The following is a 19,619-nucleotide window of genomic DNA, read 5'->3' on the forward strand; positions in this document are numbered from 1 at the left end:
CGATGCGGCCGCGCGCGCCGGTCATCGAGCCTCAGGCGCTCAGGGCTTTCATCTCCGCATACAGGTCCGCCTTGCCCTCGAAGCCGATCCCCGGCAGGGCCGGCAGGGTGACGTAGCCGTTGTCCACCCGCACGCCATCGGGGAAGCCGCCATAGGGTTGGAAGAGATCGGGATAGCTCTCGTTGCCGCCCAGCCCGAGGCCGGCTGCGATCGCCAGCGACATCTGGTGCCCGCCGTGGGGGATGCAGCGGCTCGGCGACCAGCCGTATTCCTTCAGCATGTCCAGCGTGCGCAAGTATTCGACGAGGCCGTAGCTCAAGGCGCAGTCGAACTGCAGCCAGTCGCGGTCGGGGCGCATGCCGCCGTGTCGGATGAGGTTGCGCGCGTCCTGCATCGAGAAGAGGTTCTCGCCGGTCGCCATGGGGCCCGCGTAGACCTCGGAGAGCTTCGCCTGCAGTTGGTAGTCGAGCGGGTCACCCGCTTCTTCGTACCAGAAGAGCGGGTACTGCGACAGCGCCTTGGCGTAGTCGACGGCGGTCTTGAGGTCGAAGCGGCCGTTGGCGTCCACCGCGAGTTGCTGGCCGGGGCCGAGGATCCTGAGCACCGACTCGATGCGTTCGCAGTCCTCGGCCAGCGTGGCGCCGCCGATCTTCATCTTGACCACCGAGTAGCCGCGAGCGAGGTAGCTCTCCATTTCCTTGCGCAGGCCGTCGAGTCCCTTGCCGGGGTAGTAGTAGCCGCCGGCCGCGTAGACGAAGACCCGCGGATTGGCCTTGCCGTTGCCGTAGCGTTCGGCCAGCAGCTGGAAGAGCGGCTTGCCCGCGATCTTCGCGACCGCGTCCCACACGGCCATGTCCATCGTGCCCACGGCCACCGAGCGTTCGCCGTGCCCCCCGGGCTTCTCGTTGATCATCATCTGCGCCCAGATCTTGTGCGGATCGAGGTTCTCGCCGGTCTCGTCGACCAGCGTGGCCGGATCGGCTTCGAGCACGCGCGGGCGGAAGCGATCGCGGATCAGTCCGCCCTGTCCGTAGCGGCCGTTGGAGTTGAAGCCGTACCCGATCACCGGCTTGCCGTCGCGGACCACGTCGGTGACCACGGCGACGAGGCTCAGGGTCATCTTCGAGAAGTCGATGTAGGCGTTGCGGATGTCCGATTTGATCGGGCGGGTGGATTCGATGATGTCGACGATTTTCATGATGCTTTTCGATGAGTGACGGGAAGTGAAAGAGCGCAGCGTCAGCGCGGCAGCGAGGAGCCGCCGCAGATGGCGACGTCCTGGCCGGTGATGGCGGCCGCGGAGGGCGACAACAGGAAGGCGACGAGGGCGGCGATCTCCGCCGGCTCGATGAGCCTTCCGATGGGCGGAAGGCGCGGTGCGCTGCCGGCCCGGGCCGGATCGGCCAGCATGCCGGTGGCCGTGGCGGCGGGCGAGACGACATTCACCGTCACGCCCCGGTCCGCGACTTCGGCCGCCCAGCTTCGCGCCAGCGCGATGAGCGCCGCCTTCGTGGCCGCGTACTGGCCGCGTCCCGGCATGCCCTGCGCCACGCGGCTGCCGATGAAGATCACGCGGCCGTGCCTGCGCTGCGCCATCGCGGGCACGATCGCATCGGCGATGCGCGTCGCGGCATCCACATGCAGGCGCCACATCAGTTCGCCGCCCGCGTGGTCGAGCTGGCCGAGCGTCCCGACGCGCAGCACGCCGGCCGCATGCACGAGCGCATCGGCGTCCTGCAGCGCGGCGGCCGCGGCGGCGACGCTCTCGCCTTTCGACAGGTCCGCTTCGACCGGCGTGAAGGCCCCGTGCGCGATGGCCGGCGGTGCGACATCCAGCCCGCTGACGCGCCAGCCCGAAGCCAGCAGCGATTCCGCGATCGCGCGGCCGATGCCGCTGCTGCTGCCGGTGACCACGGCATGCCGCAGGTCATTCGACATGGATGTTCCCCTCGGTCACGATCTTCTGGGAGCGCGCCATGTCGCCGCCCTGGAACTTCGCGAATTCCTCCGCGCTGCCGGGTGCGAGCAGCAGGCCCTGTTCCTTGAGCTTGTCCTTCATGTCGCCGGCCAGCGCCTTGTTCACCTCGGCATTGAGCCGCTGCACGATCTCCGGCGAGGTCTTGGCCGGCGCCCAGAGGCCATACCAGCTGTAGAACTCGAAGCCGGGAATCGTCTCCGCCACCGTCGGCACGTCCGGCAGGCTGGAGGCGCGCTGCGCCGAGGTCACCGCGACCACGCGGAGCATGCCGCTCTTGTGGTACTGGAGCGACCCGAGAATGGGATCGATGAAGCCGTCGATCTGCCCGCCGATCAGGTCCTGGAAGGCCGGCGCGGTGCCCTTGTAGGGAACGATCAGGTAGTCGATATTGCCCGCGCGCCTGAGCAACTCGGTAGAAAGATGCCCGGCGGAGCCGATCGAACCCACCGCGAAGGTCATCTTGCCCGGATGCTCCTTCGCATACGCGATGAGCGACTTGATGTCGGTGATCGGCAGCTTCTTGTTGATCGCCACCGACAGCGGCGCCTTGGCCACCAGCGCCACCGGCGCGAAGTCGCGGTTCACGTTGTAGGGCACCGACTTCATCGTCATCGGCGCCGTGGTGAAGGTCGAGGCGTTGAACAGCAGCGTATAGCCATCCGCGGGCGCCTTGGCGACCACGTCGCCGCCGATCACGCCGTTGCCGCCCGCGCGGTTCTCGACCACGAAGGGCTGGCCCATCTGGTCGCTGAGCTTCTGTGCCAGCAGGCGGCCCACGAAGTCCAGCGTGCCGCCGGGCGGGAACGGGATCACCATCTTGATCGGCTTGCTCGGATACGTCTGCGCAAAGCCGCTGGCGGTCGCCGCGAGGGCGAGGGCGCCCAGCGCGGCGCGGATGAAGTGCTTGCGTCGCATGTCTTGTCTCCTGGATGGGTTTGAAGAGCCAGGCGGACTTGGCGCCCGGCTTCGGTCGGCGGAATCAGCGCTTGAGCAGGCCCGCGCGCTTCACGGCGGCGCGCAGGGCTTCGACTTCCTCGGCGTTGGGCGCCTCGGTGGGCGGGCGCACCGTCGCGTCGTCGAGAACGCCTGCGAGGTACATGCCGCCCTTCATTCGCGCATGGGCCTCGCCCGTGGGCTCGCCGCCGCCGTAGACCGCATCCTTGAGCGGCGTGATGATGGCCTGCACTTCCATCGCGCGCTTGAGGTCGCCGGCCTTGACCGCGTTCCACAGGTCGATGATGAGTTGCGGGATGAAGGTGGCGAAGCCGACCAGCGCGCCGTCCACGCCCTGCACCATCGAAGCCAGCAGGTATTCGTCGTGGCAGGTCAGGATGGCCTTGGAGGCATTGGCTTCGCGAATCGCCTGGATGTCGCGGGCGTACTTGTTCATGTCGCGCTGACCCACCTTGAAGGCCTGCACGTAGGGCAGCCGGGCCAGGTCGGCCAGCAGCTTCGACGAATACGAAGCGCGCGTCCACGCGGGGTAGACGTGGCACACGAGGTCGAGCTCGGGCGCGGCCTTGTGGATCGCCTCGAAATACTGCAGCGCATGGTCCGGCGTGAAGCCGAAGCGCAGCCAGTGGTGGGGCGGCATGACGTCCAGCGCCACGGCGCCGGCGGCCTTGGCGGCGCGGGCATGCTCGGCGGCATCGGCCAGGCCTTCGCAGACGATCGACGAGATCACCGGCAGGCGGCCCTTGAGCTCGTCGGCGACGATGCGGGTGACCTCGGCGCGCTCCGCGGGCGTCAGCGCGAACACCTCGCCGGTGTGGCCGTTGGTCATCACCGCGACCACGCCATCGTGGCCGGCGAGCCATGAAGCCAGCTTGCGAAGCGCGGGCTCGTCGATCTTGTGGTCACGGGTGAAGGGGCACGAGATGGCGGGAATGATCCCCTTGTAGTTCGCGATGGAAGGCATGCAGTCGTCTCCTGGATGAGTCAGTGGGTTGTCGGGTGGCTGTCGATGGGGTGAATCTTCCCGCCCCGAGGCGTATACGGTCCAATACCCGATTCGCATACAACTATCTCCACGGAGAAACCGAGAAAGGACGCACCGCATGGGCCCGGGAAACCGACCGCTGGATCTGGAATGGCTGGAGGACTTCCTGGCGCTGGCCGAAAGCGGCAATTTCTCCCGCGCGGCGCAGGCGCGGAACATTGCGCAACCCGCGTTCAGCCGGCACATCCGCGCGCTGGAGGAATGGGTCGGCGTGGACCTGTTCGACCGCAGCGCGCATCCGGCCGCGCTCACGGCGGCGGGGCGGCGCTTCCAGCCCTTGCTGGAAGAGACGCTGGCCCAGCTGGAATCGGCGCGCATCAAGGCGCGGGCCGCGCACGACCAGGCGGCGGCGAGCCTGCTCTTCGCGGCGACGCATGTGCTGTCGCTCACCTTCTTTCCGCAGTGGCTGGGCGGGCTGGAGTCGCAGTTGCGGCTCGGACCGATCCAGACCATCTCGGACAGCTTTCATGCCTGCGAGGACCTCGCGCTGCAGCGTCGCGTGCAGTTCGTGCTGTGCCATGGGCACCCGGAGGTGCCGGGGCGACTCGACGAGGCGGAGTTCCCGATGCTGCGGCTGTCGGACGATGTGCTGCTGCCGGTGTCCGCGCCGCTGGCCGGGGGTGGCGGTGCGATGCATTCATTGGATGCTGCGGAGGCGGCGGTACCGGTGCTGGCGTACAGCGAGCCTTCAGGGCTCGGCCGCATCATGCGTGCGCGGATGCGTCAGGTGTTCGGCGAGGGCAGCAGCGTGCCCACGCTGCCGCAGGGCGTCGACATCGTGTTCACCGCGCACCATGCGGCCCTGCTCAAGGCGATGGCGCTCGAGGGCCGCGGCGTGGCCTGGCTCCCGAGGAGCCTGATCGCGGCTGAGTTGAAGAGCGGCGCGCTGGTCGCGGCCGCATCCGCCGAATGGAACGTGCCCGTCGAGATCAGGCTCTATCGCCAGCGCGCGGACATGGCGCCGGCGGCCGAGGCGCTGTGGACGCTCGTGCAGGAGCGCCCACCGGGCTCAGGCGGGCGTTGAGCAGAGGCTGCGGATCTCTGCGGGGATCGGCACCGCGCGGATGCCCCCGCCTTCGCGCTTGGCCGCGAAGATACGCACCTCCTCGCATTCGAGAATCAGGTCTTCGCCGCGCATCACGCGGTAGCGCTGCACGAAGCTCTTGTCGCGCCATTCTGGAATCGTCACCGTAACGCTCAACGTGTCGCCGTAGCTTGCGCTCTTGACGAAGCGCGTGTGCGTGTCGACCAGCGGTGTGCCGATGACTCCCATCGTCTGCGCCGTTTCTTCCCAGCGCGGCACCCCGCGCTCGGCGAAGAAATGGCGCGACGCGGCGTCGATCCAGCGGAAGAAGTTGGGAAACCAGACGATGCCGGCAGGGTCGCAGTCGCCGAATTCGACGCGCACGGTGTAGATGACTTCGATGCTCATGTCAGTGTGAAGTTGAAATCCGCGGGGGAGGTCGGGGCGCGTGGCGAGGACGCCGGGTGGTCCCCTCCGCGAATGTCCCCCGGCCTTCGGCCTCCTCCTTTATTTCGCTGCGGGGACCACCCGGCATCCTCGCCACGGGAAACGCCGCGGCGTGCGGGCCGATCAACCACGGCCGTGACGGATCGCGCCGATGGTGTGCTCTGCGCAGCGAAATAAAGGAGGAGCCCGAAGGGCGGGGGACATTCGCGGAGCAGAGTACACCGTCGGCGCGGTCCCGCCCCACCCGTCGACCATCACCCCATCCTGGTCGGCAGCCACAAGGCAATGATCGGGAACGCGATCAGGATGACGAGCCGCAGGATGTCCGTCAGGATGAACGGCAGCACGCCCTTGAAGATCGTCGTGAAAGTCACCTCCTTCACCACGCTCTTGATCACGAACACGTTCATCCCCACGGGTGGATGGATCAGGCCCAGTTCCACCGTCATCACGATGATCACGCCGAACCAGATCGGATCGAAGCCCAGGTGCACGATGACGGGATAGATGATCGGCACGGTGAGGATGATCATCGCCATCGCGTCCATCAGGCAGCCGAGCACGAGGTACATCAGCATGATGAGCGCGAGCACGCCGTAGCGGCCGATGCCGAGGCCGGTGAGGAACTCGGTGAGCTTCTGAGGGCTCTGCGTGATCGTCAGGAAGTAGCCGAAGAGCAGCGCGCCGATCAGCACGGTGAACACCGCTGCGGCCGTGCGCGTCGCCGACAGCAGTGCCTCGCGGATCTTCGGCCCGTCGAGCTTGCGCCGCAGCACCCCCAGGATGAAGGCACCGCTCGCCCCCACGCCGCCGGCTTCGGTCGGCGTGAAGAAGCCGCCGTAGAGCCCGCCGATCACGAAGACGAAGAGCACCAGCGGCGCCCACACGTTCTTGAGGTCGGCCACGCGCTGAGACCACGGCTTGACCTCGCCGCCCGGCAGCCAGCCCGGACGCACCTTGACGATCACCATGATGGTCAGCACGTACATGGTCATCGCGAGGATGCCCGGCACGATGCCCGCCATGAAGAGCTTGCCGATGTCCTGCTGCGTGAGGATCGCGTACACCGCCAGCACCGTCGACGGCGGCAGGATCGCGCCCAGCGTGCCGCCCGCGGCGATCACGCCGGTCGAGAACGACTGCGGATAGTTGAAGCGCCGCATCTCCGGATAGGCCACCGCCGAGAAGGTGGCCGCGGTGGCGACCGACGATCCGCAGATCGCCGCGAAGCCGCCGCAGGCCAGCACGGTCGCGACGCCGAGGCCGCCGCGCAGGTGCCCGATCATCGAGTTCGCGGCCTTGAACAGCTCGCGGCTCACGCCCGACACCGACACCAGCGCGCCCATCAGCATGAACATCGGGATCACGCCGAAGGTGTAGTCGGTCACCGTGCGCATCGACGTCTGGCCCACCAGCTTGAGCGCCGGCCCGATGCCGACGATCGATGCGTAGCCGGTGACGCCGACCAGCCCCATCGCCATGCCGACCGGCACGCGCAGGAGCATCAATGCAAAAAGTGCGAAGAAGCCAAGGATGGCGATTGCATCAGTGCTCATGCTTACTCATCGGCTTTCATTTCAGGCTTCTCGTCGTGAAGGAGTTCGGGATGGAAGATCAGGCGCCATGTGCGGATCGCGATCAGCAGCACGGCCGAGACATCGCCGAGCCACGCGACCGCGTAGAACGGCCAGGTCGGGATGTTCATGTCGTAGGTCAGCACATGGTCGACATAGGTGCCGCGCACCTTGTCGAACAGCGTGGCGGTCTGCACCGTGACCACGAAGAGCAGCACCACGGTGGCGAAGACGTCGATCCAGCGCTTCATGCGCGGGCTCGCGGCGGTCCACACGAGGTCGACCGTGATGTGGCCGCCCCGGTAGCTGGTCGCCGCGATGCCCCAGAAGATCAGGATCCCCAGCAGCATCCGGCCGAAGTCGTACGAGTCGGGGATCGAGGTGTCGAAGAACTTGCGCAACACCACCGCGAGGAAGATGTTGAGCGCGACGATCCCCACGAACAGGGCGGCGAGCCATTCGATCGCATTGATGAACCGGTCGCCGGCCGCCCCAATCTTCTTCGGGGCGTGGTCGCTTCCAGCCGTCATTACAGCGCCGAGCTGGTCTTGGCGAGGTTGGCCTTCAGCGAATCCATCACCGCCTTGGGATCCTGGCCGACCTTCTTCACGCTCTCGGCCCATTGCGCCTCGACCGGGGCCACGGACTTGCGCCATGCGTCGAGCTGTTCGGGCGTGAGCTTGTAGATCTCATGGCCCGATTGCGCGGCGATCTTCGCGCGGCCGCCGTACTCGAAGTCGGCCCACGGGGTGGCGACCTTCTCGGCCCACTCGCTGGTGCAGTGGTCATCGATCACCTTCTTCTGCGCAGCCGACATGCTGTCGTACTTGCCCTTGTTCATCGCCCAGACGAAAGGCGTGACGTAGAGCGGCGCGTCCATGTGATAGCTCACCACCTTGTCGATGCCGAAGAGGCCGATCGAACCCCACGGGAAGGTGATCGCATCGGCCACGCCGCGCTCGAGCATGTCGCGCGATTCGGGGGCCGAGGCCTGCACGTTGGTGCCGCCGAGCGAGGTGACCATCTGGCCGATGGTGCTGGTGGCCGGGCGGATCTTCATGCCCTTGATGTCGGTGGGCGCGAGGATCTTCTTGCGCGCGTGAAAGGTGCCGGGGTCGTGCACGAAGGCGAAGCAGACCTTCACGTCCTTCATCTCGGTGGCGGCGTACTGGCGATACCACGCATCGATGGCGGCTGTTCCGCCCTTGCCGTTGGCGAAGAGGAAGGGCAGCGAAGCGCCCGCCATGATCGGGAAGCGGCCCGGCTGGTAGCCCGGGTTGATGTAGGCGAAGTCGGCGATGCCGTCGCGCGCCATGTCGTAGTGGTCGAAGGCCTTGCCGAGCTGCTCCGACGGGAACAGCACCGCTGTGATGGTTCCGTTGGATGCCTTCTTGATGTCGTCCGCCCATGCCTGCAGCGAGGGGTTCAGCGGATGCTGCGCGGGCACCCAGCTCGACATCTTGAGCTGGACGGGTTTGTCCTGCGCCTGCGCGGGTGCTCCGGCCAGGGCCAGCGCCGCCGAAAGGGCGAGGACGGCGCGCGCGGCAGCCGAGGGCATGAGGCGGGTTGTCGACATGGATGTCTCCTTCGAAGGTGTTGTTGAATTCGTCGATGGGTTTGCGCGCATCTTGTGGTGTTTGTGCAGTGCGCAATTCGGTTATTTTTTGTAAAGGTCCGCGTGGGCGTAAATCGGCGTTTACCTTGAGAGTCAGAGCGCACGCGTCGCCGAACCCGGCGCGCGCTTCATCCAGCGGATCGGCTGCTCCCTGACGGGGCGCGCCGGGGCCCCGTGGCGCACCAGCGTGGCGTCGAGCGCGGTGCCAGCTTCGTCCGCGAGCGCGGCTTCGCGCGCGGCGGCGATCGCCTCGGCGCGCGCGCCCGGCGTGCCGTCGGGCAGGGGCGCGATCGCCAGATGGTCGATCACATGCAGCAGGTTGTGCTTGCCGCGCTCGTTGGTGCTGCCGTAGCCCTTGATGAGGCGGCCGCACAGCGCGATCTCGTGGCCCAGGCGCCAGTGCGCCTGCGTACCCTTGACGACTGCGTCGAGCCAGCGGTCGATCAATGCCTGTTCGTGCGCAAACCGCTGCCCGCGCCGGCGCAGCCATCGCATTGAAGCGAGCAGCCGCAGCGACGCCATGCCGATCACCGAATGGCTGCCCACCTTGAGCGGCAGCGCCCACGGCGTGGACCGCCGCCGATCCCAGGCAGTGACGCGGTCGGCCAGCGACGGCGGCAGCAGCGCGGCGAACTCGGGCGCGCCAGGCTTGAAGTGGTCATAGACCTTCACGAGGTCGTCTTCGCCGGCCTTGACCTCGTCGCGTACGCGCCGTGCACGGCTCGCGCGGCTCTTGAGTTCGGCGACGCGCACGATGTCGTCGAAGGCCATCCACAGCGCGAGCCAGCGCGCCATCTCGCGCGTGATGGCGAAGGCGTGCGCACCCGCCGGATCGGTGGTGCGTTCGGCCGCGAGCACCTTCTGGAGCCTCTCGACGTAAAGCTGTGCGTAATCCGCATCCTGGTAGTCGAGCACGCGGGCGTGGCCGAGCGCGAGCATCTCGTGCACCGCGGGCGGGAACAGGCTCGCGACCGCCTGCGGCAGGGCAGCCGCGGCGGGCGATTCGTCCTTGGACGACGCGAGCAGGCCGGTGACCATCGCGGCCTGCTGGCGCGGCGCGTTCACCGCGTCGAAGGCCTTGGCGAAGCCACGCAGACTGGCCTCGGCCATCTTGCTGACCTTGTCGCCGTTGCCGCGCACCACCGCTTCGTAGGCTTCGCGCGGGAAGGGATAGAGCCCGCTGCCTGCAATGGCGCCGAGCATCACCGCGCTCACGACCGTACCGGCCTCGCGCGCAGCGGCGCCCATCTCGAACACGTGATGCTCGCGGCTGAAGGCCTTGAGCACGTCGAGCAGGCGCTGTGCGTCCGCACGGCCGTCGCCGAGCTGCATTCGCTCGGCCGTGGTGAGCGTGCGGCTCGACGAGGTGATGACGAGCGTGCGCTGCGGCGTGCTCATGCCGTTGCCGATCTGGCGCGTGGTTTCGAGCAGCTCCGACGACACGATCGCATCGAGCGCGCCCGGAACCGGGCTCAGGCTGAACACCGGGCTGCGACCGCCGAGTTCGACCAGCGGAACAGGGAAGACTTCGACGTAGTAGGTGGTCGCGCCGGTGCGCTGCGCGACGCCGGGGATCGAGGTGCTCTGCGCCGCATAGCCGGCATGGCGCGCGACATCGACCAGCCATTCGGTCAGCACGCCGCCGCCCTCGCCGCCGAGCGCGCAGATGAGAAGGGTGATGGGTTGTGTTCGGTTCATGTTCGTCATGCCGGCTGAAGGACGCGAACGACCGCGCCGCGCAGGCTGTGCAGCAGCCTTTCATGCCACTTGGGGTTTTGCACCACTTCGGCGCGATAGAAGCTCGGGCACAAGGTGGCGGCATGCGCATTCGCGCCGCAGAGGCCGCAGCCCACGCACCCGTCGATGACCACGGCCACCGGGTCCACCTTCAGCGGATCGGGGTTGTCCTTGATCGTCAGCGTCGGGCAGCCCGACAGCCGGATGCACGCGTGGTCGCCGTTGCACACGTCTTCGTCGACACCGTACTTCACGCGCACCACGCGCTCGCCCTGCCGCAGCAGGCTCGCGATCCACGGCTTGATGCGGCGCTGGCGCTCGAGCTGGCATTCGCCCTCGGCGATGATCACCTTGAGGCCGTCGAAGCTGCTCGTGAAGGCCTCGTTGAGCGTCTTGCGCATCCTGTCCACGTCGTAGGTATGGACGGTGCGCAGCCACTGCACGCCCAGGCCCTTCAGCGTGGATTCGATAGTCTGGTTCTTGTCGACCAGGCTTTGCTGCTTGTCGACCGCCTGCGCCTTCACTTCGTCGTCCGGCGTGGAGATGATGTCCTGCGTGCCGGTGGCCGAGGTGTAGCCGTTCTTGAAGATCATCAGCACCGCGTCGTCGCCGTTGAAGAGCGCGCTCTGCACGCCGGTGAGCAGCCCGTTGTGCCAGAAGCCGCCGTCGCCCATGATCGACAGCACCCGCCGCTGCATCATCGGCGACACGCCCGCGCGGCTCGCGAGGCTCATGCCGTAGCCGAGGATCGAGTGCCCCATCGAGAAGGGCTCGAAGGTGCCGAAGGCGTGGCAGCCGATGTCGGCGGCAATGTGCACCGGGCCGCTGTCCTGCTGCGCGAGCTTGAGCGCGGAGAACACCGGCCGCTCGGGGCAGCCGATGCAGAAGCTCGGCGGGCGGTTGGGCAGCGGCGTTTCGAGCTTTGCCGCGACGGCCGCGCGGCGATCGCGGTTGCCGGTGAGCCAGCCTTGCGCGGAATCCTGCGAATGCACCGGCAGATGGCGTTGCACGAACGATGCGAGGCCGCCGGAGAGCGCCTCGACGCCGAGTTCGCCCGCCGGCGGCAGCATGTCGCAGCCGTGCAGCGCGGTCTGGATGTCGCGGCGGCGCAGCAGGGTGGCGATCTCCTGCTCGATGTACTCGGGCTGGCCTTCCTCGACCACGAGCACCGCGCGCTTGCCGGCGCAGAAGTCCGCGACTTCCTCCGGCACCAGCGGATAGGTCACGTTGAGCACCAGCAGTGGAATGTCGGTCGCGCCGAAGGCATCCGCGAGCCCGAACTGCTGCAGGCTGCGGATGAGCGCGTTGTACAGCCCGCCCTGCACCACGATGCCGAGATCGGCGTGCCTTCCCGGCATCAGCTCGTTGAGCTTGTGCTCGGCGATGTAGCGCCGCGCCGCGGGCAGCCTTTCCTCGCCCTTGAGCTTTTCATGACGGAAGGTGACCGGCGGATGCGCGAGCCGCATGTAGTCGAAGCCGGCCGGCTCCTCGATCAGGGCCCGCGTGGAGACCGGCGGCGGCAGGTTGTCCCTGCATTCGAAGCTGCCGCGCACATGGCAGGTGCGGATGCGCAGTTCCATCATGCAGGGCATGTTGGAGGTTTCCGAAAGACGGAACCCATGCTCGACCATGTTCACCATCACACCGAGGTCGGGCCGCGGATCGAGCAGGCACATGCTCGACTTGAGCGCGTAGGCATGCGTGCGCTCCTGGATCACCGAGGCGCCTTCGCCGTAGTCCTCACCGACCACGATCAGCACGCCGCCGCGCACGCCCGGCGACGAGAGGTTGGACAGCGCGTCGGCCGCCACGTTGGTGCCGACGATCGACTTCCAGGTCACTGCGCCGCGCAGCGGATAGTGGATCGACGCGCCGAGCATCGCGGCCGCCGAGGCCTCGTTGGAGCAGGCTTCGACATGCACGCCGAGCTCGTCCATGTACGGCTTGGCCTGCACCATGACGTCGAGCAGGTGCGAGACCGGTGCACCCTGATAGCCGCCGACGTAGGCCACGCCCGATTGCAGCAGCCCCTTGGTGATCGCGAGGATCCCCTCGCCGTGAAAGGTGTCGCCAGCGCCGAGGCGCAGTGTTTCGATTTCCTTGCTAAACGAAACTTCCATCGTGTTTTCCTCCCCCAGCCTCGCCCACTTCGTGTGGCTCGGACACCCCCTCGAGGGGGCGCACCCGGCGGCCCGGCAAAGCCGGTTCCGCGGGTGCCCTGGGTTGACTATGTCGGGCTAGTGGGTTGCGGGTTGCGCCAAGGCGCGGTTGGGAAAGTGATCGGTGCTAGTTGCCTTGGACACGGGCGATGTAGTAGGCGAGGTTGTCGAGGTCCTCCGGCGGAATGCCGTTCACCGCCTCGACCATCGCCATCGTGTAGCCGGGGCGCTTGCCGGAGCGGAATTCGCGCAGTGTCATCTGCAGATAGTCTTCCTTTTGCTGCGCGATGCGCGCCACCTGCTGTCCGCCGCTGAAGTCGGCGCCATGGCACATCGCGCACTTGTATTGCTGCGCGAGCACCTGCCCGCGCGTCATGCGTACGGCGTCGGGCGGCGTGGCCGGCGGCGGCGCGGGTACCGGCGGCAGCGTTGCGATGAATTCCGAGAAGCCGCGCATGTCCTGGTCCGACATGGTCTTGGCGACCGCGCTCATGGCCTCGTTGGAACGGCGGCCTTCGCGGAACAGGAAGAGCTGCGTGATCGCATAGAACGAATGCTGGCCCGCGAGCACCGGCGTGCCCGGCATCTCGCTGCGGCCGTTGGCGCCGTGGCAGGCGGCGCACAGCGCCGCGTAGCGCTGTGCGTAGGCGCCCGGGCCGCCCGCGGACTGAGCGCCCGCGGCCGTCGCCGCGAGCCACAGGAGCGTGGCCGTCGCTGCGGTGATGGCGTGTCTCGCCGTCCTTCTCATTTGCCGTAGCTGATGCGATAGATCGCGCCGGCGTGGTCGTCGCTCACCAGCATCGAGCCGTCCTTCAGGATCATGAAGTCCACCGGGCGGCCGAGGTAGTTGTTGTTCTCGACGAAGCCGGTCATGAAAGGCTCGATCTTGGCGCCGCCCTTGCCGTCGGGCCAGGCGACCGAGATGTCGGCGTACTTGACGGTGCGGTTCCATGGACCGTGGCGCGCGATGAACATCGCGCCCTGGTACTTCGCTGGGAACATCTTGCCGGTGTAGAACTTCAGCCCCAGCGAGCCGGCATGCGGGCCGAGCAGCGCGTTGGGCTTCTTGAAGTCCGCACAGTTCTTGCCCCAGCCGAACTCGGGGTCGGGGATGTTGCCCTGGTGGCAGTACGGATAGCCGAAGTGCTGGTTCGGTCCGGTCACCTCGTTGAGCTCGTCGTTGGGCAGCTCCTCGCTGAGCCAGTCGCGGCCGTTGTCGGTGAACCAGAGGTGGCCGGTCTTCGGATCGAAGTCGAAGCCGACCGTATTGCGCACGCCGGAGGCCACGGTTTCCATGCCGCTGCCGTCGAGGTTCATGCGATAGAGCTTGGCGTACTCGCCCGGATCGCAAATGTTGCAGGGCGCGCCGATCTCGAAATAGAGCTTGTTGTCGCGGATGCGCAGGAACTTCCAGCTGTGGTCGCCGCCGCCCGGCAGCTTGTCGTAGATCGTGGTCGGCGTGCCGAGGTTGTCCAGCTTGCCGTCGACGTTGTCGTAGCGGTAGATGTGCGTGTTGGTCGCAAGGAAGAGCGAGCCGTTCTGGTACTCGATGCCGGTCGCGAAGGGCATCTTGTCGATGATCACCTTGGGCTCGTGCTTGCCCTTCTCGGGGATCGCGTAGACCTTGTTGCCCACGAACAGCGTGCTGACGAGGATGTTGTCGTTCGGACCCTGGCGCAGCCCGCGCGCATCGAGCACGCCCGAGGCCCAGGTCTCGACCTTGAAGCCCGGCGGCAGCTTGAACTTCTTCGTGGGCAGCTGGTCGACCGCGGTCGGGATCGGGAAGGCCGGCACCGGCGCCATGCGCATGGCGGTATCGGTCTTGGGTCGCCCCTTGGCCCAGCCGGGTTCTTCGGCCGGTTGCTGCTGGGCCCATGCGGCGGTCGCCGCGCAAAGCAAGGCGGCGATCACCGCGTGCTGACGGATCTTGACCATCTCTTGTCTCCTTCTCTTTGGGGTTGGCTCGACGCCACCCGGGAGTGTGCGAGACCGTGGGTCGGCCATCAATAAAATGTTCGAGCTAAACAATATGAATGCCATGCATATCGACGCCGTCGACCTCAATCTGCTTCGGCTCTTCGACGCCGTCTATCGCGCGCGAAGCGTGAGCAAGGCGGCCGAATCTCTCGGCCTCACCCAGCCCGCGGCCAGCCACGGACTCGGCCGGCTGCGTCTCCTGCTGAAGGACGCGCTGTTCATCCGCGCGCCCGGCGGGGTGGCGCCCACGCCGCGCGCCGAGCGCCTCGCGCGGGCGGTGCAGTCGGCGCTGGCCACGCTCGAAGACGCGCTCGGCGAGCCCGATCGCTTCGAGCCCGGGGAATCGCGCAAGACCTTCCGCATCCACATGAGCGACATCGGCGAAGGCCGCTTCCTGCCGGCGCTCATGGCGCGGCTGGGCGAACTGGCGCCCGGCGTGCGGCTGGAAACGCTGCCGCTCCTGCCGCAGGAGATCGCGCCCGCGCTCGACAGCGGCCGCATCGATTTCGCCTTCGGCTTCCTGCCGAAGGTACGCGATACGCAACGCGTCACGCTGCTGAAAGACCGCTACATCGTGCTGCTGCGCAAGGGGCATCCTTTCGCCAAGGCGCGGCGCACCGGGCAGGCCATGCTCGAGACGCTGCGCAAGCTCGAATACGTCGCAGTGCGCACGCATGCCGAGACGATCCGGATCCTCCATTTGCTGAACCTCGAAGACCGCGTGCGGCTCACCACCGAGCACTTCATGGTGCTGCCGGCGATCGTCCGCGCGACCGACCTCGCGGTGGTGATGCCCCGCAACATCGCGCGCGGCTTCGCGGAAGAGGGCGGCTACGCGATCGTCGAGCCGGCGTTTCCGCTGCGCGATTTCACCGTGTCGCTGCACTGGAGCAAGCGCTTCGAGGCGGATCCGGCGAACCGGTGGCTGCGCGAGGTGATCAAGGACCTTTTCAAGGAGGCGTGAGGTTGGGGTTAACCCCTAGCTTCCATACCGGCCACCACATAGCCGATATGGGCATGCCCATATGCATCGAGGGCGTTTAAGGAATAACTTTCGTCTGGCCCGATTCTTGATCGCCCCCACGAGCATGAGCATGACAACGAGTACACAACCCATCCAGTTCTTCCACCGCGGCCGGATCGTCGACGTCAGCGGCGTGCACCCGACCCGCTCGGTGCTCGACTGGGTGCGTGAGGACGCCCGCTGCACCGGCACCAAGGAAGGCTGCAACGAGGGCGATTGCGGTGCATGCACCGTGGTGATCGGCGAACTGGCCGATCCGGGCGAGAAGGGAGCGATCGGCGGGCTGCGCCTGCAAACGGTCAACGCCTGCATCCAGTTCCTGCCGACGCTGCACGGCAAGGCGCTTTTCACGGTCGAAGATCTCAAGGCGCAGTGCGGGCACGGCCATGACGCGCAGCAGCACGACAAGCATCCGGTGCAACGCCTGCATCCGGTCCAGCAGGCGATGGTCGACTGCCACGGCTCGCAGTGCGGCTTCTGCACGCCGGGCTTCGTGATGTCGCTGTGGTCGACCTACGAACACCACCAGGAAGGGCAGACGCGCCCGACGCGGCAGCAACTGGCCGACGACCTGTCGGGCAACCTGTGCCGCTGCACCGGCTACCGGCCGATCCTCGACGCGGGCCAGCGGATGTTCGACCTGCCGGCGGTGCGCCTCGACACCAAGCCGGTGGTGGAGGCATTGACCGCCCTGAAGCACGAACACACCTTCGACTACGCCGCGCCGCTGGGCCAGCGCCTCGATCATTTCCACGCGCCCACCACGCTCGCCGAACTGGCCGCGCTGCGCGAGGCCAAGCCGGCTGCGCAGCTGCTGGCCGGCTCGACCGACGTCGGTCTGTGGGTCAACAAGCAGTTCCGCGACCTCGGCGACATCATCTATGTGGGCGACGTGGCCGAGATGAAGGCGATCGAGGAACGCCCGGATGAGCTCTATCTCGGCGCGGGCGCCTCGCTCGAATCCGCCTTCGCGGCGCTCGTGCGGCGGGTGCCGAGCCTGACCGACGTGTGGCTGCGCTTCGCCTCGCCGCCGATCCGCAACGCAGGCACGATCGGCGGCAATGTGGCCAACGGCTCGCCGATCGGCGATTCGCCGCCGGTGCTGATGGCGCTCGACGCCGAGATCGAACTGCGCCGCGCCAACGCCGTGCGCCGCATGCCGCTGCCCGACTTCTACGTCGACTACATGAAGAACCGCCTGGAACCGGGCGAGTTCGTGCAGGGGCTCGCGATCCCGAAGGCCGCGCTGGCGCGGCAGGTGCGGGCCTACAAGGTCAGCAAGCGCTTCGATTGCGACATCTCGGCCCTGTGCGGCGGCTTCGCGATCGATCTCGACGGCGATGTGGTGAAGGACGTGCGCCTTGCGTTCGGCGGCATGGCCGCGATCGTCAGGCGCGCCGCGAACGCCGAGGCCGCGCTGATCGGCAAGCCGTGGACGCAGGCGACGGTGAACGCCGCCAAGCTGGCGCTCGCCAAGGACTTCACGCCGCTGACCGACATGCGCGCGAGTGCCGACTATCGCCTGCAAGTCGCCCAGAACCTGCTGCAGCGCCTCTGGCTGGAAACGCGCACCACCGATCCGTTGCCCGTGGAAGCCACCAGCGTGTGGAGCGTGATGCCGCACGCCGTCGCCGTGGAAGGAGTCTGAGATGAACAAGCCGATCGATCCGAAGCTCTTCAAGTCGGCCGAGGCCTTTGCCGACTACGTCTCCAACACCGCCGCCCGCATCGACGTGAACGCGGAAGCCAAGGCGCATGGCGACGGCGCGCGGGTGGGCATCAGCCGCCCGCACGAATCGGCCGCACTGCACGTGGCGGGCGAGGCGAACTACATCGACGACATTCCGGAACTCGCGGGCACGCTGCATTGCGCGCTCGGTCTTTCCCCGGTGGCGAACGGACGGCTCAAGGAGATGAAACTCGATGCGATCCGCGCGATGTCGGGCGTCGTCGCGGTGCTGACCGCGGCGGACATCCCGGGCAGCAACGATTGCGGCTCGATCGTCCATGACGATCCGATCCTGTGCAGCGGCGACATCCGCTACATGGGCCAGCCGGTCTTCGCGGTGATCGCCGAGACCCGCGATGCCGCGCGCCGCGCCGCCGCACGCGCCAAGGAGGCGCTCGACATCGAGGCCGCGCCGCCCGTGATCACGCCACAGGAAGCGCATGCGAAGGAGCAGTACGTGGTGCCGCCGATGCACCTCGTCCGCAACACCGACGAAGGCGGCGCCAAGGCCGCGATCGCCAAGGCGCCGCATCGGCTCAAGGCGCAGCTCGACGTCGGGGGGCAGGAACAGTTCTACCTCGAAGGCCAGATCAGCTACGCCATTCCGAAGGAAGGCGGCGCGATGCATGTGTACTGCTCGACGCAGCATCCGAGCGAGATGCAGCACCTGGTCGCGCACGCGCTGCACCTGCATGCGAACGAAGTGCAGGTCGAATGCCGGCGCATGGGCGGCGGTTTCGGCGGCAAGGAATCGCAGTCGGCGCTGTTCGCCTGCGTGGCTTCCGTGGCGGCGAACAAGCTCAAGCGGCCGGTCAAGCTGCGGCTGGACCGCGACGACGACTTCATGATCACCGGCCGCCGTCACTGCTTCTGGTACGAATACGAAGTGGGCTACGACGACGAAGGCCGCATCCTCGGCGCCGAGATCACGATGGTTTCGCGCGCCGGCCACTCGGCCGACCTGTCGGGCCCGGTGATGACCCGCGCGCTGTGCCACTTCGACAACGCCTACTGGCTGCCGAACGTGGAGATGCACGGCTTCTCCGGCAAGACCAATACGCAGAGCAACACCGCGTTCCGCGGCTTCGGCGGTCCGCAGGGCGCCATCGCCATGGAGAACATCCTCGACAGCGTGGCGCGCGAGCTGGGCCGTGATCCGCTGGATGTGCGGCGCGTCAACTTCTACGGCAAGACCGAGAACAACGTGACGCCCTACGGCCAGACGGTGGTCGACAACGTCATCCACGAGCTGGTGGCCGATCTGGAATCGAGCAGCGACTACCGGGTGCGCCGGGAGGCGATCGCGGAATTCAACGCGAAGAGCCCGGTGCTCAAGCGGGGCATCGCGCTGGCGCCGCTAAAGTTCGGCATCTCGTTCAACGTCAAGCATTTCAACCAGGCCGGCGCGCTGGTCCATGTCTACAACGACGGCTCGATCCTGGTGAACCACGGCGGCACCGAAATGGGGCAGGGCCTGAACACCAAGGTCGCGCAGGTGGTGGCGCACGAGCTGGGGGTGAGCTTCGAGTGCGTGCGCGTCACCGCGACCGACACGCAGAAGGTGGCCAACACCTCGGCCACCGCCGCATCGACCGGCGCCGACCTGAACGGCAAGGCCGCGCAGGATGCGGCGCGGCAGATCCGCGAGCGGCTGGCCGCCTGTGCTGCAGCGCGTCATGGCGGCGATGCATCGGCGGTGCGCTTTGCCAACGACAAGGTCGAGGTCAACGGCCGCACGCTCCCGTTTGCCACCGTGGTCGGCGAGGCGTACCTGGACCGGGTGCAACTCTGGTCCGACGGCTTCTATGCCACCCCCGGCCTTTCCTGGGACAAGGACAAGATGCAGGGCCGCCCGTTCTTCTATTTCGCCTACGGCGCGGCGGTCAGCGAGGTGATCGTCGACACGCTCACCGGCGAATGGAAGCTGCTGCGCGCCGACATCCTGCACGACGCCGGCAAGTCGCTGAACCCGGCGGTCGACATCGGCCAGGTCGAAGGCGCCTTCATCCAGGGCATGGGCTGGCTCACGACCGAGGAGCTGGTGTGGCATCCGAAGACCGGTTTGCTGACCACCCACGCGCCGAGCACCTACAAGATCCCGACGGCCAATGACTGCCCGCCGGTGCTGAACGTGCGGCTGTACGAGGGCCAGAACTTCGAGGATTCGATCCACCGCAGCAAGGCCGTCGGCGAGCCGCCGCTCCTGCTGCCGTTCTCGGTGTTCTTCGCGATCCGCGACGCGGTGTCGTCGGTGGGCGAGCACCAGGTCGATCCGCCGCTGCGCGCCCCGGCGACCAGCGAGTCGATCCTGCGTGCGATCACCGCGGTGCAGGGCGCGGCCGCCTGAGGGCGCTTC

At 67.4% G+C, this 19,619-nt stretch carries 16 protein-coding genes; 4 read left to right on the top strand and 12 right to left on the bottom strand.

The features are described 5' to 3' along the window. Positions 1 to 31: 31 nt before the first annotated feature. The 4 genes from WKW77_RS08035 to WKW77_RS08050 form a co-directional block, all read right to left on the bottom strand. Complete coding sequence (locus WKW77_RS08035; protein WP_340356333.1) at positions 32 to 1,198, bottom strand: mandelate racemase/muconate lactonizing enzyme family protein; 1,167 nt, start codon at positions 1,196 to 1,198, stop codon at positions 32 to 34. Between the two features lie 41 nt (positions 1,199 to 1,239). Then, on the bottom strand, positions 1,240 to 1,938 hold the full coding sequence (locus WKW77_RS08040; RefSeq protein WP_340356334.1) for an SDR family NAD(P)-dependent oxidoreductase: 699 nt from the start codon (positions 1,936 to 1,938) through the stop codon (positions 1,240 to 1,242). After that, the gene (locus tag WKW77_RS08045; RefSeq protein ID WP_340356335.1) at positions 1,928 to 2,893 is read right to left on the bottom strand and encodes a Bug family tripartite tricarboxylate transporter substrate binding protein; all 966 of its coding nucleotides are present in this window, start codon (positions 2,891 to 2,893) and stop codon (positions 1,928 to 1,930) included. The genes WKW77_RS08040 and WKW77_RS08045 overlap by 11 nt, the downstream gene beginning before the upstream one ends. 64 nt (positions 2,894 to 2,957) lie before the next feature. Next, on the bottom strand, positions 2,958 to 3,896 hold the full coding sequence (locus tag WKW77_RS08050; RefSeq protein WP_093161116.1) for a dihydrodipicolinate synthase family protein: 939 nt from the start codon (positions 3,894 to 3,896) through the stop codon (positions 2,958 to 2,960). A 139-nt stretch (positions 3,897 to 4,035) separates the two neighbouring features. On the opposite strand from WKW77_RS08050, the gene WKW77_RS08055 reads away from it, so the two are divergent. Next, positions 4,036 to 5,001 (top strand): LysR family transcriptional regulator, encoded by a 966-nt coding sequence (locus WKW77_RS08055; RefSeq protein ID WP_340356336.1) that lies wholly within the window; start codon positions 4,036 to 4,038, stop codon positions 4,999 to 5,001. Here WKW77_RS08055 and WKW77_RS08060 read toward each other — a convergent pair. From WKW77_RS08060 to WKW77_RS08095, 8 genes are all read right to left on the bottom strand, one after another. Continuing rightward, positions 4,987 to 5,409, bottom strand: a complete 423-nt coding sequence (locus tag WKW77_RS08060; protein ID WP_340356337.1) for an acyl-CoA thioesterase — start codon at positions 5,407 to 5,409, stop codon at positions 4,987 to 4,989. The genes WKW77_RS08055 and WKW77_RS08060 overlap by 15 nt on opposite strands. A gap of 293 nt (positions 5,410 to 5,702) precedes the next feature. Continuing rightward, the gene (locus WKW77_RS08065) at positions 5,703 to 7,004 is read right to left on the bottom strand and encodes a TRAP transporter large permease (RefSeq protein WP_340356338.1); all 1,302 of its coding nucleotides are present in this window, start codon (positions 7,002 to 7,004) and stop codon (positions 5,703 to 5,705) included. Positions 7,005 to 7,006: 2 nt separating this feature from the next. Then, positions 7,007 to 7,552, bottom strand: a complete 546-nt coding sequence (locus WKW77_RS08070) for a TRAP transporter small permease (RefSeq protein WP_340356339.1) — start codon at positions 7,550 to 7,552, stop codon at positions 7,007 to 7,009. Beyond that, positions 7,552 to 8,598 (bottom strand): TRAP transporter substrate-binding protein, encoded by a 1,047-nt coding sequence (locus tag WKW77_RS08075; protein ID WP_340356340.1) that lies wholly within the window; start codon positions 8,596 to 8,598, stop codon positions 7,552 to 7,554. The genes WKW77_RS08070 and WKW77_RS08075 overlap by 1 nt, the downstream gene beginning before the upstream one ends. A 132-nt stretch (positions 8,599 to 8,730) precedes the next feature. Continuing rightward, on the bottom strand, positions 8,731 to 10,335 hold the full coding sequence (locus WKW77_RS08080; protein WP_340356341.1) for an indolepyruvate oxidoreductase subunit beta family protein: 1,605 nt from the start codon (positions 10,333 to 10,335) through the stop codon (positions 8,731 to 8,733). A gap of 5 nt (positions 10,336 to 10,340) precedes the next feature. Continuing rightward, positions 10,341 to 12,494 carry a thiamine pyrophosphate-dependent enzyme gene (locus tag WKW77_RS08085; protein WP_340356342.1) on the bottom strand — a complete coding sequence of 718 codons (2,154 nt, stop codon included), beginning with the start codon at positions 12,492 to 12,494 and terminating at the stop codon, positions 10,341 to 10,343. Between the two features lie 166 nt (positions 12,495 to 12,660). Further along, a complete protein-coding gene (locus tag WKW77_RS08090) occupies positions 12,661 to 13,281 on the bottom strand; it encodes a c-type cytochrome (protein WP_340356343.1) in 621 nt (206 codons plus the stop codon). Beyond that, entirely contained in the window at positions 13,278 to 14,468 is a 1,191-nt protein-coding gene (locus tag WKW77_RS08095) for a PQQ-dependent sugar dehydrogenase (RefSeq protein WP_340356344.1), read from the bottom strand. The genes WKW77_RS08090 and WKW77_RS08095 overlap by 4 nt, the downstream gene beginning before the upstream one ends. Positions 14,469 to 14,562: 94 nt before the next feature. Here WKW77_RS08095 and WKW77_RS08100 point away from each other — a divergent pair, with 94 nt between their 5' ends. The 3 genes from WKW77_RS08100 (at position 14,563) to xdhB (ending at position 19,610) form a co-directional block, all read left to right on the top strand. Continuing rightward, positions 14,563 to 15,474 carry a LysR family transcriptional regulator gene (locus tag WKW77_RS08100; RefSeq protein ID WP_340356345.1) on the top strand — a complete coding sequence of 304 codons (912 nt, stop codon included), beginning with the start codon at positions 14,563 to 14,565 and terminating at the stop codon, positions 15,472 to 15,474. Positions 15,475 to 15,598: 124 nt separating this feature from the next. After that, complete coding sequence (gene xdhA, locus WKW77_RS08105) at positions 15,599 to 17,182, top strand: xanthine dehydrogenase small subunit (RefSeq protein ID WP_340356346.1); 1,584 nt, start codon at positions 15,599 to 15,601, stop codon at positions 17,180 to 17,182. A gap of 1 nt (position 17,183) precedes the next feature. Next, complete coding sequence (gene xdhB / locus WKW77_RS08110; RefSeq protein ID WP_340356347.1) at positions 17,184 to 19,610, top strand: xanthine dehydrogenase molybdopterin binding subunit; 2,427 nt, start codon at positions 17,184 to 17,186, stop codon at positions 19,608 to 19,610. Positions 19,611 to 19,619: the final 9 nt, after the last annotated feature.

Origin of the sequence: Variovorax ureilyticus (assembly GCF_037889935.1) — a bacterium.
Taxonomy (GTDB): domain Bacteria; phylum Pseudomonadota; class Gammaproteobacteria; order Burkholderiales; family Burkholderiaceae_C; genus Variovorax; species Variovorax ureilyticus.